Below are 15,615 nucleotides of genomic sequence, written 5' to 3'. Positions count from 1 at the left end.
CCATCTCCTCTTAAAGTTGTAAAATTGATAGTTGTTGTGTTTCTGTTTTTTGATGCTCTCGAACAAATGCGGTTACACCTGTTCTCGATATATCTTTAATGCCATATGGCTTTAACAACTCAATAAACGCGTCAACCTTATCTGGTTCTCCTGTTACTTGCACGGTAATATTATTTTTCCCCATATCAATAACAGTTGCCCTAAAAGGTTCAATAATGCTATAAACCTCGCTTCTCAATGCTGGTGGGCTCTGCACTTTAATAAGTGCCAATTCGCGAGTAACAATCGATTTATCGGTAATATCCGATACTTTTATTACATCGATTTGTTTTTGCAGCTGCTTTAACAATTGCTCCATTTTTGCTGGATCTTCCATCGGAACGATGAAGGTCATTTTAGAAATGGCTGGATTGCTAGTAGGGCCGACTGTAATGCTTTCGATATTAAATTGCCTTTTAGCAAATAATCCAGTAATACGATTTAATACACCAGGGTTATTGTTGACTGTTACAGTAACAACTCGTTTCATTCTCCCACCCCTATCATTTCATGAAGCCCTTTGCCTGGAGCAACCATCGGATAAACATTTTCAGTTTGGATTACTCGGCAATCGATTAATACAGGCTCTGGGATACTGAAGGCTTCTTCAAATACAGCTTTTGCTTCTTCCTCTGTAGTAGCTATATATCCTTTAATTCCATAAGCTTCAGCAAGCTTTATAAAATCCGGCTGGTTTGGAATTAAGGAATGTGAATAACGTTCTTCATAAAACGTTTGTTGCCATTGTCGAACCATTCCAAGACACTTGTTATTAAGGATTACAATTTTTACAGGAAGGTTCAGCTCTTTTATGACAGAAAGTTCTTGCAATGTCATTTGGAAACCGCCATCTCCCGTAACTGCTACAACAGTTTTACTAGGATCAGCTAATTGTGCTCCAATCGCTGAAGGGAATCCAAAGCCCATCGTTCCAAGTCCACCTGAAGTAACCCAATTATTCGGACCATTTAATCCGTAATATTGTGCTGCCCACATTTGATGCTGACCAACGTCTGTGGTAACAATGGCATCTCCACCAGTAATGTCGTGAATCATTTTTATAACGTGTGGTGAAGAAAGAGAATCTTCTGGTGAAGCTGGAGTTTTATACGGATATTTTTCTTTACTTTCTTGTATTACATCCGTCCACTCTGAGATATCCGGAATCGTTAATTCCATATTCAGTAACTCTTCCAAAACAATCTTCGCATCTCCAACAATTGGAATTGCAGTTGGAACATTTTTGCCAATCTCAGCTGGGTCAATGTCAATATGAGCAACTGTTGCATTTGGAGCAAAATGCTTCAAATTACCAGTTAGTCGGTCATCGAAACGAGCTCCAATATTAATTAGCAAATCGCAATCCGTAATGGCCATATTGGATGTATAAGTTCCGTGCATTCCCGCCATTCCTAAAAATTGTGGATGATCCCCAGGGATTGTACCTAATCCAAGAAGTGTGTTTGTTATTGGAAAACCAGTTTTTTCTACGAATTCTTTTAAATAATCTGACGCTTTTGCGAATTGTACCCCGGCACCTGCAAGAATTAGTGGCTTTTTCGCATTAGCTATAACACTTACAAGTTTTTGCAGTTGCAAATAATTTGGCTTTGTTGTTGGTTGGTAGCCTGGTAGATTTATTGTAGCATCAGGAAATACCTCTGTTACTTCTTGTGAAGCAATATCTTTTGGAATATCAATTAGAACCGGTCCCGGACGTCCTGTAGACGCTATATAAAAAGCTTCTTTTATGATTCTTCCTAGGTCTTCAATCTTTTTTATTTGATAATTATGTTTTGTAATTGGCATTGTAATACCAACAATATCGGATTCTTGGAAAGCATCTGTTCCAAGTGCTGAGCTAGCAACCTGACCAGTAAACACAACGAGTGGCAATGAATCCATCATGGCATCCGCGATTCCAGTTACTAAGTTAGTAGCGCCAGGTCCAGAGGTTGCAATAACAACTCCTGGTTTTCCCGTTACCCTTGCATAGCCTTCCGCAGCATGTATAGCGCCTTGTTCGTGTCTAGTCAATACATGCTTAATTGGATTTTTGTGCAATGCATCATATATTGGCAGTGCAGCTCCTCCAGGATAACCGAACATAATCTCAACGTTCTCTTTTTGAAGAGCCTCGATAAAAAGGTCTGCCCCTGTTTTCACTTGTACTTTAGTTGCCGTGTCAGATGTTTGATCACTCGCTCCCATCGGGATACCCATACTCACCTCTAGCGCCTTCCTTTCATTTTTTATTTTTTTAAAACATATCGCATTTCAATCATTTAATGCATTAAATCTATAAAATAACAGTTTTTCTTTGACTAGCTACAGCGCCTATCGACTAGTGGACTTTAGGACTCTTCCCTACGTCGATGAAAAGGCGCTTGCGCTTTTCGATAAAAAATAAAAAAAGCCTTTTCAGCCCACAAAAAAGGAGAACCTTTTATGCAGGGATGAAAAAACTTTTCATGGTACCACCCTACTTTTCAGTGTAAATCACTGACTCTGGAGCGACTTTATGTCACTCATTGATAACGGGAACTTTATTTTATCCCCGTGAACCCCTACTCGCAATTTACTTTCCGGGTTCCCGCTCCAAGGCGATGTCACAAATGGCTGTAATGCCGGTTTCCAGCAGTTCCGGCTCTCTGGTAATACAGAACTCCATTTATTTTTACCTCTTCATGGCTTTTGTCGATTGTTCATTCAGTTATATCATGAATTCAATTTTTTGTCATATTTTCATTACTCCGCCTGTGCTGGCAGATGTAACGAGCTTAGAGTATCTAGCTAGATAACCCTTTTTAATTTTTGGCTCAAATGGTTTTAAATTCGCTTTACGCTCAGCTAAAACATCATCTGAAACTTTCAATTCAATCGTACGATTTGTTAAATCGATGAAGATTTCATCTCCATCCTCAACAAGAGCGATAGGACCGCCTTCTGCTGCTTCCGGAGAAATATGTCCGATTGAAATACCTCTCGACGCTCCTGAAAAACGACCGTCTGTGATAAGGGCAACCTTTGTTCCAAGACCTCTACCTGCAATCGCTGCTGTTGGTGCGAGCATTTCCGGCATTCCCGGTCCGCCTTTAGGTCCTTCATAACGGATAACTACTACGTGACCTTCTTTTACAGTACCATCGTTGATTCCTTGTTGAGCATCTTCTTGAGATTCGAAAACAATTGCTTTACCAAGGAATGTTTTGATGGACGGGTCAACCGCACCTACTTTAATGACTCCTCCGTCTGGAGCTATGTTTCCAAATAGTATTGAAAGTCCGCCGACTGGGCTATATGGATCTTCACTTGGCCTTATAACTTTTGGATTTGTAATAACATGGTCTTTTACATTTTCATAGACAGTTTTACCAGTTACCGTCATTCTATCCCTCTCAATTGCACCCATTTCACATAATTCACGTATAATGGCACTGACTCCACCAGCATCATGTACATCTTGCATCGTATAGTCTGATGCAGGAGCAATTTTTGATAAGTAAGGAACGCGTTTTGCTACTTCGTTTATACGAGATAAATCGTATTCGATATCTGCTTCATGCGCAATAGCTAATGTGTGAAGAACTGTATTTGTTGATCCACCCATAGCCATATCTAGTGCAAATGCATCATCAATTGTTTGTTCGCTAATTAAATCACGAGGCTTAATGTTTTCTTTTACCATTCTAACTAAATGATGAGCAGCTTCTTTAATTAATCTGTGACGCTCATTTGAAGTTGCTACAATTGTACCATTTCCAGGTAAGGCTACACCAAGCATTTCCATCAATGAGTTCATAGAGTTTGCTGTAAACATTCCTGAACATGACCCACAAGTCGGGCAAGCGTTTTGTTCGATATCTAGAAGTTTTTCAGCAGACATTTTCCCCGCATGATAAGCTCCGACCCCTTCAAAAACAGAAGTCAATGTTAAAGGCTCACCTTCAGAAGAAACTCCACCTTCCATTGGACCACCTGAAACAAAAATCGATGGGACATTCGTTCTATACGCAGCCATCAACATACCCGGTGTGATTTTGTCACAGTTAGGGATGTAAAATACGCCATCAAACCAGTGTGCATTAATCACGGTCTCTGCTGCGTCGGCGATAAGCTCTCTACTTGGTAAAGAGTATCGCATACCGATGTGGCCCATTGCGATTCCGTCATCTACTCCGATAGTGTTAAATTCAAACGGAACTCCACCGGCTTCCCAAATAGCTTCTTTTACAACATCTGCAAATTCTCTAAGGTGTTTGTGGCCAGGAATAATATCAATATATGAATTACATACACCAATAAAAGGTTTCTCTAAATCTCTTGTTTTTACACCTGTGGCATATAATAAGCTGCGGTGTGGGGCACGATCAATCCCCTTCTTTATCATATCGCTTCTCATTATGACATCTCCTGTTTCATTAATTCGCTACATGTAACTCATCGTATAATTTGTATCCGTCTGTGAGTGTCAGTTCACGAAAGCTTTCGAGCAACTCATTCGTGATAGGACCTGGCTTCCCGTCGCCAATAATGCGTCCATCAACTGTTTTAACCGCTATAACTTCCGCAGCAGTTCCAGTTAAAAAGACTTCATCAGCTGTATATACATCATGGCGTGTAAAAACAGCTTCCTCTACTTCATAACCTTTTACACGTGCTATATCTATAATGGCATTTCTTGTAATACCAACAAGTGCACCGACATGTCCCGGAGGTGTCAGTATTTTTTTATCTCTTATGATAAAGATGTTGTCCGCTGATCCTTCCGCTACATACCCTTGATCATTAAGCATTAATGCTTCAGGAACTCCAGCAAGTGTTGCTTCTATTTTTACAAGAACATTATTTAAGTAGTTTAAAGATTTTACCATTGGATTTAATACATCTGAACGATTCCGTCTCGTCGCAACTGTTACGATATCAAGACCTGTTTCATATAATTCTTTTGAATAAATACGTAACGGTTCAGCAATGACAAGCACTGTTGCATTTTTACAGGAGTATGGACTTAAACCTAAGTCACCAACCCCACGTGAAACAACGAGGCGAACATATCCATTTGTTAAATCATTTTTGCGGAGTGTTTCGGCAACAATATGAGCCATCTCCTCTTTCGTGTATGGAATGGTTAACATGATTGATTTCGCTGAGTCATAAAGTCTTGTTAAGTGCTCGTCTAAGCGAAACACATTCCCAGAGTATGCACGAATTCCCTCAAAGATACCATCTCCATAGAGAAATCCATGATCATACACTGACACGACAGCATCTTCTTTTTTCACGAATTTGCCGTCAAGGAAGATCAATTGTTCACTCATCGCTATTCGCCCCTCTCTGTAGTAATTATTTTCAGGTTGTTTAGATTTATTAAATTGTTCCAATGATACCGCGGTATTGCAGAAAGGTCAAGTACATTTTCAGAATGTTTTATCAGTTGGAAAAAGTCCATTTATTTTGTATCCGTTTTCATTGTTTTTGCACCAAGGTTTCAAAAATTTGTACTATTTATGAATTTTTAAAATCAAAAAATAATAAAAAACAGCTACGAGCTTATCTACCTTTTTAAGAAAAATAATACGTAGCTGTTTTAATACGGAATTCATTTTTATGAGGTTTCTGAGGCTTTTATGTGTAGGTGTTCTAATGGTAAGTATATTCATGACATTCCCATTGTTTTTTTTATTCGTAGGATATCTTTTTTAATATGCCATGTGTCATCTTTGAGGAAATCGTTGCTATCTCCCATGTCTTTCATTTGTTCTTTAATTTCTCCAAACTCTTTTGCATTTTGAAGCCGCATTTCGCTTAACTCAGCTTTTAGCATTTCTTGTCCATTTCTTAGCCCACTTATAATGTGTCACTATGCATGTCCAATTTTTGGCTGTGCTCTTTTAAAATCGTGTTATGCCATTCAATATATCTTTATCTCATGAAGCATACCCATAATTTCTTTACCCATTTCCATTTTTTCCGCCTACATGAATCCAGTATACTATTAGTCCATAAATAAAGGTAGGCTGCCCATAGATTCGGCAGCCCTTAGAAAAGCGTAAGCGCCTTGCTCATCGACGTACAGGCCCGCAGGATGCGGGTCCGTCGACGGTGCCACAGGACGTGGCGGTTTTAGTCGACGTTCCTCTCTTGGCCTTCGACTGAGATAAAGGAAACACGGCGAGGTTGGAAAAGCGGAAGGCGCCTGGAGCTAGACAACTAAAAATCATTATTTACGATACATTTTAAATTCCAAAAATAGATCATTATAGTGAGCCAACATTTTCTTTCCTAAGTTATCATACACTTCAAGTCTTTCAGTTAACTCTGGAGAAGGATAAAAACGCTGATCACTTGTTATTTCTTCTGGCATATATTCTAATGCTTTAGCATTTGGGGTTGAATATCCAATATATTCAGCATTTTGAGCGGCATTTTCAGGATCTAGCATGAAATTAATAAATTTATGGGCACCTTCCACATTTTGAGCTGATTTCGGGATGACCATATTATCAAACCACAAATTTGACCCTTCCTCTGGCACAACATAATCCAAGTCTTCGTTTTCGCTCATTATGTCAGCCGCTTCTCCAGACCACGTTACTCCGATAGCAGCTTCTTCATTGGCTACGAGTAATTTTATCTCATCTCCAATGATCGCCTTAATATTTGGAGTAAGCTTATCGAGTTTACTTCTTGCTTCCAATAGACGTTCTTCATTCGTCTCATTTAATGAATAATGCAAACTGTTCAGACCCATTCCGATTACCTCACGGGCACCATCGACAAGAAAGATTTGATTTTTTAAATCTGGATCCCATAAATCATTCCAGCTCGTAATCTTTTTCCCACCAAGCATTTTCGGATTATAGACGATTCCAACTGTACCCCAAAAATATGGTATGGAATATTGATTTTTTGGATCAAAGGATAAATCCATAAATCGCTTATCAATATATTTCAAGTTGGGCAATTTACTATGATCTAGTGGAAGAAGTAAACCTTCCTCTTTCATTTTGCTAATCGCATATTCCGAAGGGACTGAAATATCATAAGATGTACCGCCTTGTGATATTTTTGTCATCATTGCTTCATTAGAATCAAACGTTTCGTAAATCACTTTCATTCCTGTTTCTTTCTCGAACTTCTTAATTAAATCCGGATCAATATAATCTCCCCAATTATAGACATTCAGAACATTTCCACTCGTATATCCTTGAGAAGAATTCATGTTAGAAGTCAGGTACATTAAGGCAAAGGAAATAATAAAGATAAGAGAAAACAAACGTACTAATTTACTCATGATTTCCTCACCCCCGCAGCTTGAGGTCTCACGTTGCGCTGATTAACGAAATAATATCCAATGACTAGTACAAGAGTCACTAAAAAGATCAGTGTTGATAATGCATTAATTTCTAATGAAATACCTTGTCGAGCACGTGAATATATTTCGACTGATAACGTTGAAAAACCATTACCTGTTACAAAAAACGTAACGGCAAAATCATCTAGCGAATAGGTTAAAGCCATAAAAAAGCCTGCAAAAATACCAGGTGTAATATAAGGTAAAATAACCTTTGATAATATATCCCAGTTCGTAGCACCAAGATCCCGCGCAGCGTCAATGAGGGAAGATCTCATTTCTTGAAGTTTAGGCAACACCATAATGACAACAATTGGTACACTAAATGCAATATGGGATAATAAGACGGATGTAAAACCTAGCTTAATCCCAATCATCGTAAACATAATTAGGAAAGAAGCCCCGATTATAACGTCTGGGCTAACAATCAAGACGTTATTCAATGTTTGAAGTGTATTTTTATACCGTAGTTTCTTTACATACGTAATCGCAAGTGCCCCGACAACGCCAAGAATCGTTGATATGGCTGCTGATAGTAATGCAATGATTAACGTATTTAAGGCAATGATAATAAGCCTCGTATCTTGGAAAACTTCCGAGTACCACTCAAGCGTAAAGCCTTCAAAGTCACGCATTGTCCCACCACTATTAAACGAATAATACATTAAATAAAGGATCGGGGCATACAAAATGAAAAAAACAATAACCAAATATATGCGTGCAAATTTGCTTTTCCCATTCATATGAGATCACCCCGTTTTCTATTGCCAGTTAAAATCATGATAATCGCCATTGCGATAATTAAGAATACTGCAATGGTCGCGCCCATTCCCCAATCTTGTGTAACAAGGAAATGTTGTTCAATTGCTGTACCTAGAGTAATGACTCGATTCCCAGAGATTAGTCTCGTAATCATAAACAAGGAAAGAGCCGGAATAAATACTGCTTGACAACCTGATTTAACTCCATCCAAGGTTAGCGGAAAAATAACCCTTCTAAAAGTTGTCCATGTAGAAGCTCCTAGATCACTTGCAGCATCGACTAAAGACGGATTCATCTTTTCAAGGGCATTGTAGATCGGAAGAATCATGAATGGAATAAATATATATACAGAAACAAATATAAAGCTAAAGTCAGTAAATAATATTTGTTTTGAACCGATCCCAATTGCATCTAAGAACATATTAGCAGGTCCATATGCTCCGAAAATTCCAAGGAATGCATAGGCTTTTAAGAGTAAATTGATCCAAGAAGGCAATATGATAAGCAGTAACCATAGTTGTCTATGCTTTGCTTTCGTAAGGAAATAAGCTGTAGGATAAGCTACTATGATTGAAAAAGCTGTTATTAAAAAGGCATACCAAAAAGAACTAAGTGTCATTTTTAAATATACTGGTGTGAAAAACTTTTGATAGTTGGTTACTGTAAAATTACCCTCAATATCGAAAAAAGAATAATAAACCACGAGCAAAATAGGGGTCACTACGAATAATGCAATCCATAAAACGTATGGAACGAGATAAAAGTTGCGCATCTTATTTTGCATGGCTTACCTCATCATACGCTTCCAAGCGTTTATCAAATTCTTCTTCTGTTTCTCCAAAACGCATAACATGTATAGCTTCGGGATCAAATCGAAGTCCTACTTCATCCCCAGCTGCTGCTTTTTTAGTAGAATGGACAAGCCACTCATTTCCAGCTTCGTCGTAGCAACAGATTTCGTAATGCACACCTCGGAATAACTGAGAATCTACTCTAACATGCAGATTATCCGAATCTCTTGACGTAATCTCCAAATCTTCAGGCCTAATGACTATTTCAATTGACTCATTTGGATTAAATCCTTGATCGACACATTCATATTGTTTGCCATTAAACTCAACTAGGAAATCTTTAATCATTTTTCCAGGGATAATATTTGATTCACCTATAAAATCTGCGACAAAACGGTTGATCGGCTCATCGTAAATATCAATTGGGGTACCACTTTGTTGAATTTTCCCTTTATTAATGACAAAAATTTCGTCAGACATCGCAAGTGCTTCTTCCTGGTCATGTGTGACAAAAATAAACGTAATACCAAGTCTTTGCTGCAATTCACGGAGCTCGTATTGCATTTCGGTTCTTAATTTCAAGTCGAGTGCAGATAGCGGCTCGTCAAGTAATATCACTTCAGGTTCATTTACAATTGCACGCGCAATCGCAACACGTTGACGCTGGCCTCCAGACATTTCATTGATCTCACGATTTTCATATCCAGCCAAGTTTACGAACTTAAGAGCTTCCGTGACTTTTTGCTCAATTTCTGTCTTTTTCTTCTTTTTTATTCGCAAACCAAATGCCACATTTTCAAAAACATTTAAATGTGGAAATAAGGCGTAATCTTGAAATACTGTATTTACTTGGCGTTCGTTAGCTGGAATTTTATTTACTTTTTTCCCATTAAAATAGATTGCCCCTTTTGAAGGTTCGATGAATCCAGCAATCAAACGGAGAATCGTCGTCTTCCCGCAGCCAGAGGGACCAAGAAGGGTATAAAATTTTCCACGCTCAATTTCAAAGCTTACATCGTCCAAAACTAATTCATCATCATATTGTTTTGATACATTTTCAAAACGAATAATAGTATTTTCAGTCATTGTTGTCCCTCCATTTTTCGTAACATTATTGCGACCTATGTTTACAAATACGAATCAGTCGCAACTAAAATCAGTTCCGATATCCCTTTATGCATGTTGCTTATTTGATGTTGATGAGATGAATGAAAATATATAGATTCACCAGCTTTTGCATAATACGTATGTTTGCCTAATTGAATCATGATATGCCCCTTTATTACGTATGCGAAGGTTTCCGACAAAGAAGGTTCAAATTGCTTGAACTCTCCATTTTCTTCTAACGTAAGCCAGATTGGTTCCATTTCCATTTCATTGGATTCTGGAACTAACCATTTAATCTCATATCCCTTTTCATCATCTTTGTATTCTGTTTGATCTTCTTCCGTATACACTACTTTTTGTTCCCGCTCTTCTTCGTCAAAAAACTGTTTTGGAGTGCAGCCAAGCACTTCTAGTATGTTAAAGAAAGTATCGATTGAAGGAGAGCTTAAATCTCTTTCTAACTGTGAAATATAGCCTTTACTTAAATCAGTGCGTTCCCCTAACTCCTCTTGCGTCAACCCTTTCTTCAATCGTAAATTCTTAATTTTGTTTCCGATTAGCATCAATATGACCTCAATCGTGTTTAATATTAGTAAACTATAAGTGAATAAAGTTTAGTTATACCAAACTTTAAGTTTACTTTAAACCTCACATTATTATACCTAAATATGTAGATACTTCAATACTTTTTTCCTATTTTGTTATGCCAATTTTGTTTATTGATTTCCTCTCCAGGTGCTCGCTTAATGCTGTACTGGCATTGGTGCTGATTTCCGTTCCATGCGGTTCGAAGAGCCTCCTCGGCGCTCAGCGCCTGTGGGATATCCCGTTACCCGTTTTTCCCGCAGGAGTCTCCCACCTTTCGCTCTAATCAACTGAGCGACACCAATGAACTTAGTAAGCTCTTTAGGATTGAAAATGTTGAGGACCTTTATTTCCAATGTTGTAAAGAAGTTCCTCTTCCCTTAATAAGTTAAGAAAACTATCCATCGCTTTTGTATGGAAAGGGGTTTGGACAATCGCAGAAAACTGTCGAGTGTAGGGCAAGCCTTTTATCTTTAATATTTTAAGTGTCCCAATCTCAACTTCCTTCCGTATAGCCCAATGAGATAGTAAACTTATTCCAAGACTAGCTTCAACGGATTCTTTAATAAGTTGGTTGCTTCCAAACTCCATTATTTTTGGAGGAGCTAAATTAAATATACGGAAGACTTCATCGCTGGCTTCGCGCGTTCCGGAACCATTTTCCCTAACAATCCATGTTTCATCTTCTAGTTCAGAAACTTGTATCTCCCCATTCCTACTAGCCAATTGATGTTTTGAAGAAATAAAAACATACATTTCATCCTTAGAAAAAGGCTCGATGTTTAATTTCGCGTTTTTTAATCCACCTTCAATAATACCGATATCTAATTGGTGACTTGTAACAAGTTCCGCAATTTCTTTTGTGTTTCCAATTGTGATTGTTGGTTTAACAAGCGGATATTTTTCAAGAGTAAGCGCTATGATATGTGGGAGTACATACTCACCAAATGTGTAGCTGGCACCAATTGATAAGGGTCCGCTTGTTTTATTCGTAACATCATCAACTAAACGTTGCATTTTTGTATAGAGGCCAATGATTTCTTTTGCATGATGATAAACGATTTCACCCGCTTTATTTAATCGGACGTACTTATTACTCCGTTCTAATAGCTTTGTCCCCATTTCCCGCTCAAATTGTTGAATGTATTGACTAACAGCTGGCTGAGTCATGTGTAGTTCTTCAGCTGCTCGCGAAAAACTCTCCTTTTCCGCGACTTTTACGAATACTTCCAATTGTTGTTCCATCTTTTCATCACCTACTATAAGCATTTACTTATCATTACTATTATAATGATTTATTTTCCTTATACGATAATAAGTATTATTCTGTAATAGGACATTATTTTTGGAGGTTAGTTTATGGAAAAACAACTAGAAAGGAAAAAACCGCAATCAGCTGGCACTTCAATGGCAGGTGGAATTGCCTTTACATTTTTGATTGCATTTCTCGGCTTTTGGCTAGCAAAAGTTCCAGGTTTCAATATGGTAGGACAGCTCGCATGTGCAATCATTATCGCCATTATTTTTCGGCAAATCTTCGGTTACCCTGAAGCGATTCGCCCAGGTATTGCTTTCTCATCAAAAAAATTATTACGGGCAGCTATCATTTTATATGGTTTAAAATTGGATATTGCGGTCGTTCTTCAAGATGGACTTGGCTTGCTTGTTCGTGATGTCGGCGTCATTATTTTCGCGATTTTCGCAACAGTTTGGCTAGCTAAGCGTTTGAAGGCAAATCCGACTATTTCATTATTGCTTGGTGTCGGAACTGGGGTTTGTGGTGCTGCAGCAATTGCCGCCGTCGCACCAATAATTAAATCTAAAGATGAGGACACAGCAATAAGCGTGGGGATCATCGCTCTCGTTGGAACTGTATTCGCGATAGCCTATACTCTCATACGCCCGATTCTACCTCTTACAGATATCGAATTCGGCATTTGGTCGGGAATGAGTCTTCATGAAATCGCCCAAGTCATACTTGCCGCAGATGTTGGCGGTGAAGATGCATTGGCCATTGGTTTGCTTGCAAAATTAGGTCGCGTATTCTTGCTTATACCCCTTTGCTTTCTTTTTATGTATTGGATGAAAAGAAAGTCTACAGGAGATAGTACAGATACTAAAATTGAATTTCCTTGGTTTTTAATCGGTTTTATTATTATGAGCATTATCGGAAGCTATGTTTTAGGACATGCTGTTCCATATCCTGAAGGAGTAAAAAGCTTTGTTTCATCGGTCACTAGTTGGTTATTGACAGCTGCTATGGTTGGCCTTGGATTAAACGTTAGCCTCGCAGATTTAAAATCAAAAGCGTTAAAACCTCTCATCGCCATGGTTATTACATCATTGGCTTTATCGGTATTGGTATTCTTTATCATATAAATGCAAAACGGCACTCTCATAAAATTGGAAGTGCCGTGTTTAATTTCTTATTCTATTCTCTCAATGGTAAAAAAGTCGATGTCAGCATAGCCAGTATCCTTCTTTAACATAATCGTATTTTTACCCTTTTTAAATGGCACTACTACGGTTGCATACTGCCAATTATTCCAACCCATATTTTCATAAGATATGGTTCCAATAACATCATCATTTACAGTCAACTTATGGGAGCTTATAGCAGCTGTACCGTTTACATACTTAATCTTCATTTCGTATGTGCCTGAACTTGGTACATTGATTTCAAATCGGGCGAAGCTGCCATTCTCATCCATACCGCCTATCTTTTGGCCATTTGATGAAGCAGAATCATTTATAATATTTGCTTTATGAAGATTTGCAAATTCCGCTTCGTATTGATAAACATTGGTTTCTTTTGGGATCAATTGAATATAATCAATTTCAGCATATAAATGCCCTTTAGAAATCCTAATTGTGTTTTGTTCCGAATTTAGATGAATATTTAGGCTAGCATCCTTCCAATTTTCCCATCCATAACTCTCATATGCTATTTCTCCATATGATTCACCATTTACAGTAACATGGTGCGTCGATTGCTGCCCCATTCCATTTCCATACCTTACGACCAATGTATAATCTCCCGATGGTACATCTACATTAAATTCTACATAACTGTCACTAAAATCAATATGTCCTACCTTTTTATGGCGAGATGCACTTGTATTAACATGAATTATTGCATTATTAACTGTTGCATCTTCAGCCTCGTATTGATAAACCTCTCCAGGTAAACTTGGTGTGAATGCTCCTTCTGTTTCTCCGGATGGCACACGTAATAGGGTTTGGGTTCCAACTGGTTTGCCGAAGTTAGGAGATCCATCCTTGTTCCATGAAAACTTCTGCATTCTTACATTTCTAGTCCAGCCTCCATCTTTGAATTTGGCTGCATGGTAAACAATCCAATCTTCCTTGCCGTCTGGTGATTTTACAAAGCTACTATGACCTGGTCCATATACATCCGCCTCTGTATTTGTTTCGAAAACTGGTGTTGGATTTTTCGTCCAAGAGGAAGCATCAAGCGGATTCTTCCCCCCGAAACTTAACATCCCTAAGCAATAATCATTCGTCCAACTGCCACTAGCCGAATAAATAATAAATACTTTACCTTGCTTATTTTTCAAGACTTGCGGTCCTTCATTAATCAGTGGAAAACCGTTTTTCTCCCATGTAAGCTCTGGTCTGGAGATTTCTACTCGTTCCCCGCTTATTGTCCATGGGTTCGACATTGGTGCGATATATAGATGCTGGCTTACATTAACATCGCCTTCCCATCCCGACCAAATAAAATATAGTTTATTTTTATATTCCAATACCGTTCCATCAATAGCCCATTTATCCGTAGGGTCTGAAATTTTCCCATATTCCGTTCTCTCTGGAAATGAATAAGAACCAAATGGATCTGAGCCTTCAGATTGTAGGACATACATACGATGACTGCCGGTGTTTCCTGAAGCAGCAAAATAGATGTACCATTTGCCATCAATAAAATGAAGCTCTGGCGCCCATATGCTTTGACTATGTGGACCATTATCGCTAGGTGTATAAACAACCTTTTTGGGAGCGTTCGCTAAACCAGTTAATGTTTTCGACTTCCATATGGTAATATCTCTACCTGTAGTATGGGTGTAATAATAATATCCATCAGAATGTTTCACAACCCAAGGATCTGCCCCATCTCCCAAAACAGGATTTTCAAATATTGCAAAGGGTTCTTTCTTGTTAACAGCGGGAGGGCTATTCTTGTTAGAAGTTTCTAATGGGCCATTTGAAGCAAAAGTGGATCCAGTGAAATTTATAGTAATGGAGAATAATAATACAACTGCTATCAAAACGACAATCAACCTACCAATCATCTTTTTCATCATCCCTTCTAAAAATTTGTCCTTTACCCACAGGATTACGAGAGCTTTTTTCATTAATACTTCTGTGGATTTCCACTAAATCCTTTAGGATTGTGAAGGGATAAAAAAAACAATCATTTATACCTAGGGAATGCATCATGAAAATGGTGATTAGTGTCACTTTAGAACTAGATTTTGTAGTAAAACTTGTTTGCGAAGTGTTGGACTTTTAAAAGGTGTAATTAATGACACACCCTTGGTATACAGTAAACCTGTAACTATTAGTATTAGTTAGATGAAATGGCCAATATGACCTTGAGATAGCGATAATATTGAATTACTTATTGTGACTAAGAATCCATAACACTATGAACGATTCATCGTTATCTTTAAGTCTTAAATAATGGATTGAGTGAACATTGAACTTTCTATCGTGACCTACTGCACATTAAAATCACTGGTTGGGGCAAGATGAGCTGCAATTTCTTAAACTGAAAAACGGCACCCCCTTAAAATGGGAAGTGCCGTTTTTGGTGTCCAGCTTCAGCGCCTACGATAAGTCAACATCGCTCCACTTCGTTTCGCGTGTTTCCTTTATCTCAGTCGAAGTCCGAAAAAGGAACGTCGACTAAAATCGCCACGTCCTGTGGCGACGTCGACGGACCCACATCCTGTG

The 15,615-nt window shown here is 38.3% G+C and carries 13 protein-coding genes and 1 other annotated feature; of the genes, 1 reads left to right on the top strand and 12 read right to left on the bottom strand.

What is annotated here, in order from left to right:
* Positions 1-10 precede the first annotated feature (10 nt).
* The 11 genes from ilvN to KHA93_RS20735 form a co-directional block, all read right to left on the bottom strand.
* A complete protein-coding gene (ilvN, locus tag KHA93_RS20785) occupies positions 11-529 on the bottom strand; it encodes an acetolactate synthase small subunit (protein ID WP_213112464.1) in 519 nt (172 codons plus the stop codon).
* On the bottom strand, positions 526-2,250 hold the full coding sequence (gene ilvB / locus KHA93_RS20780; protein ID WP_213113063.1) for an acetolactate synthase large subunit: 1,725 nt from the start codon (positions 2,248-2,250) through the stop codon (positions 526-528). Before ilvB ends, ilvN begins: the two co-directional genes overlap by 4 nt.
* Positions 2,251-2,488: 238 nt before the next feature.
* Positions 2,489-2,737 (bottom strand) — a binding site (T-box leader).
* Positions 2,738-2,776: 39 nt separating this feature from the next.
* Entirely contained in the window at positions 2,777-4,441 is a 1,665-nt protein-coding gene (gene ilvD, locus KHA93_RS20775; protein WP_213112463.1) for a dihydroxy-acid dehydratase, read from the bottom strand.
* 19 nt (positions 4,442-4,460) lie between these two features.
* Positions 4,461-5,360: a branched-chain-amino-acid transaminase gene (ilvE, locus tag KHA93_RS20770; protein ID WP_213112462.1), complete on the bottom strand. Its 900-nt coding sequence runs from the start codon at positions 5,358-5,360 to the stop codon at positions 4,461-4,463.
* A 338-nt stretch (positions 5,361-5,698) separates the two neighbouring features.
* A complete protein-coding gene (locus tag KHA93_RS20765) occupies positions 5,699-5,866 on the bottom strand; it encodes a hypothetical protein (protein ID WP_213112461.1) in 168 nt (55 codons plus the stop codon).
* A gap of 396 nt (positions 5,867-6,262) precedes the next feature.
* Entirely contained in the window at positions 6,263-7,336 is a 1,074-nt protein-coding gene (locus KHA93_RS20760; RefSeq protein WP_213112460.1) for an ABC transporter substrate-binding protein, read from the bottom strand.
* Positions 7,333-8,139, bottom strand: a complete 807-nt coding sequence (locus KHA93_RS20755) for an ABC transporter permease (RefSeq protein ID WP_213112459.1) — start codon at positions 8,137-8,139, stop codon at positions 7,333-7,335. Before KHA93_RS20755 ends, KHA93_RS20760 begins: the two co-directional genes overlap by 4 nt.
* The gene (locus KHA93_RS20750; protein ID WP_213112458.1) at positions 8,136-8,942 is read right to left on the bottom strand and encodes an ABC transporter permease; all 807 of its coding nucleotides are present in this window, start codon (positions 8,940-8,942) and stop codon (positions 8,136-8,138) included. Before KHA93_RS20750 ends, KHA93_RS20755 begins: the two co-directional genes overlap by 4 nt.
* On the bottom strand, positions 8,932-10,035 hold the full coding sequence (locus KHA93_RS20745; protein WP_213112457.1) for an ABC transporter ATP-binding protein: 1,104 nt from the start codon (positions 10,033-10,035) through the stop codon (positions 8,932-8,934). Before KHA93_RS20745 ends, KHA93_RS20750 begins: the two co-directional genes overlap by 11 nt.
* A gap of 41 nt (positions 10,036-10,076) precedes the next feature.
* Positions 10,077-10,619 carry a helix-turn-helix domain-containing protein gene (locus KHA93_RS20740; protein WP_213112456.1) on the bottom strand — a complete coding sequence of 181 codons (543 nt, stop codon included), beginning with the start codon at positions 10,617-10,619 and terminating at the stop codon, positions 10,077-10,079.
* 343 nt (positions 10,620-10,962) lie between these two features.
* Positions 10,963-11,886 (bottom strand): LysR family transcriptional regulator, encoded by a 924-nt coding sequence (locus KHA93_RS20735; RefSeq protein ID WP_213113062.1) that lies wholly within the window; start codon positions 11,884-11,886, stop codon positions 10,963-10,965.
* 114 nt (positions 11,887-12,000) lie between these two features.
* Here KHA93_RS20735 and KHA93_RS20730 point away from each other — a divergent pair, with 114 nt between their 5' ends.
* Positions 12,001-13,020, top strand: a complete 1,020-nt coding sequence (locus KHA93_RS20730; protein ID WP_213112455.1) for a YeiH family protein — start codon at positions 12,001-12,003, stop codon at positions 13,018-13,020.
* Between the two features lie 47 nt (positions 13,021-13,067).
* On the opposite strand, the gene KHA93_RS20725 is transcribed toward KHA93_RS20730, so the two are convergent.
* On the bottom strand, positions 13,068-14,963 hold the full coding sequence (locus KHA93_RS20725) for a family 43 glycosylhydrolase (RefSeq protein WP_213112454.1): 1,896 nt from the start codon (positions 14,961-14,963) through the stop codon (positions 13,068-13,070).
* Positions 14,964-15,615 lie beyond the last annotated feature (652 nt).

Origin of the sequence: Lederbergia citrisecunda (assembly GCF_018343695.1) — a bacterium.
GTDB lineage: Bacteria > Bacillota > Bacilli > Bacillales > Bacillaceae_C > Lederbergia > Lederbergia citrisecunda.
The sequence above is the reverse complement of the archived record's forward strand: the minus strand, read 5'-3'. Positions and strand labels throughout refer to the sequence as shown.

What these genes read in the sequence shown, in the direction of transcription:
- ilvN (WP_213112464.1), bottom strand. Translation starts at nt 529, where the DNA reads ATGAAACGAGTTGTTACTGTAACAGTCAACAATAACCCTGGTGTATTA.
- ilvB (WP_213113063.1), bottom strand. Translation starts at nt 2,250, where the DNA reads ATGGGAGCGAGTGATCAAACATCTGACACGGCAACTAAAGTACAAGTG.
- ilvD (WP_213112463.1), bottom strand. Translation starts at nt 4,441, where the DNA reads ATGAGAAGCGATATGATAAAGAAGGGGATTGATCGTGCCCCACACCGC.
- ilvE (WP_213112462.1), bottom strand. Translation starts at nt 5,360, where the DNA reads ATGAGTGAACAATTGATCTTCCTTGACGGCAAATTCGTGAAAAAAGAA.
- KHA93_RS20765 (WP_213112461.1), bottom strand. Translation starts at nt 5,866, where the DNA reads ATGCTAAAAGCTGAGTTAAGCGAAATGCGGCTTCAAAATGCAAAAGAG.
- KHA93_RS20760 (WP_213112460.1), bottom strand. Translation starts at nt 7,336, where the DNA reads ATGAGTAAATTAGTACGTTTGTTTTCTCTTATCTTTATTATTTCCTTT.
- KHA93_RS20755 (WP_213112459.1), bottom strand. Translation starts at nt 8,139, where the DNA reads ATGAATGGGAAAAGCAAATTTGCACGCATATATTTGGTTATTGTTTTT.
- KHA93_RS20750 (WP_213112458.1), bottom strand. Translation starts at nt 8,942, where the DNA reads ATGCAAAATAAGATGCGCAACTTTTATCTCGTTCCATACGTTTTATGG.
- KHA93_RS20745 (WP_213112457.1), bottom strand. Translation starts at nt 10,035, where the DNA reads ATGACTGAAAATACTATTATTCGTTTTGAAAATGTATCAAAACAATAT.
- KHA93_RS20740 (WP_213112456.1), bottom strand. Translation starts at nt 10,619, where the DNA reads ATGCTAATCGGAAACAAAATTAAGAATTTACGATTGAAGAAAGGGTTG.
- KHA93_RS20735 (WP_213113062.1), bottom strand. Translation starts at nt 11,886, where the DNA reads ATGGAACAACAATTGGAAGTATTCGTAAAAGTCGCGGAAAAGGAGAGT.
- KHA93_RS20730 (WP_213112455.1), top strand. Translation starts at nt 12,001, where the DNA reads ATGGAAAAACAACTAGAAAGGAAAAAACCGCAATCAGCTGGCACTTCA.
- KHA93_RS20725 (WP_213112454.1), bottom strand. Translation starts at nt 14,963, where the DNA reads ATGATGAAAAAGATGATTGGTAGGTTGATTGTCGTTTTGATAGCAGTT.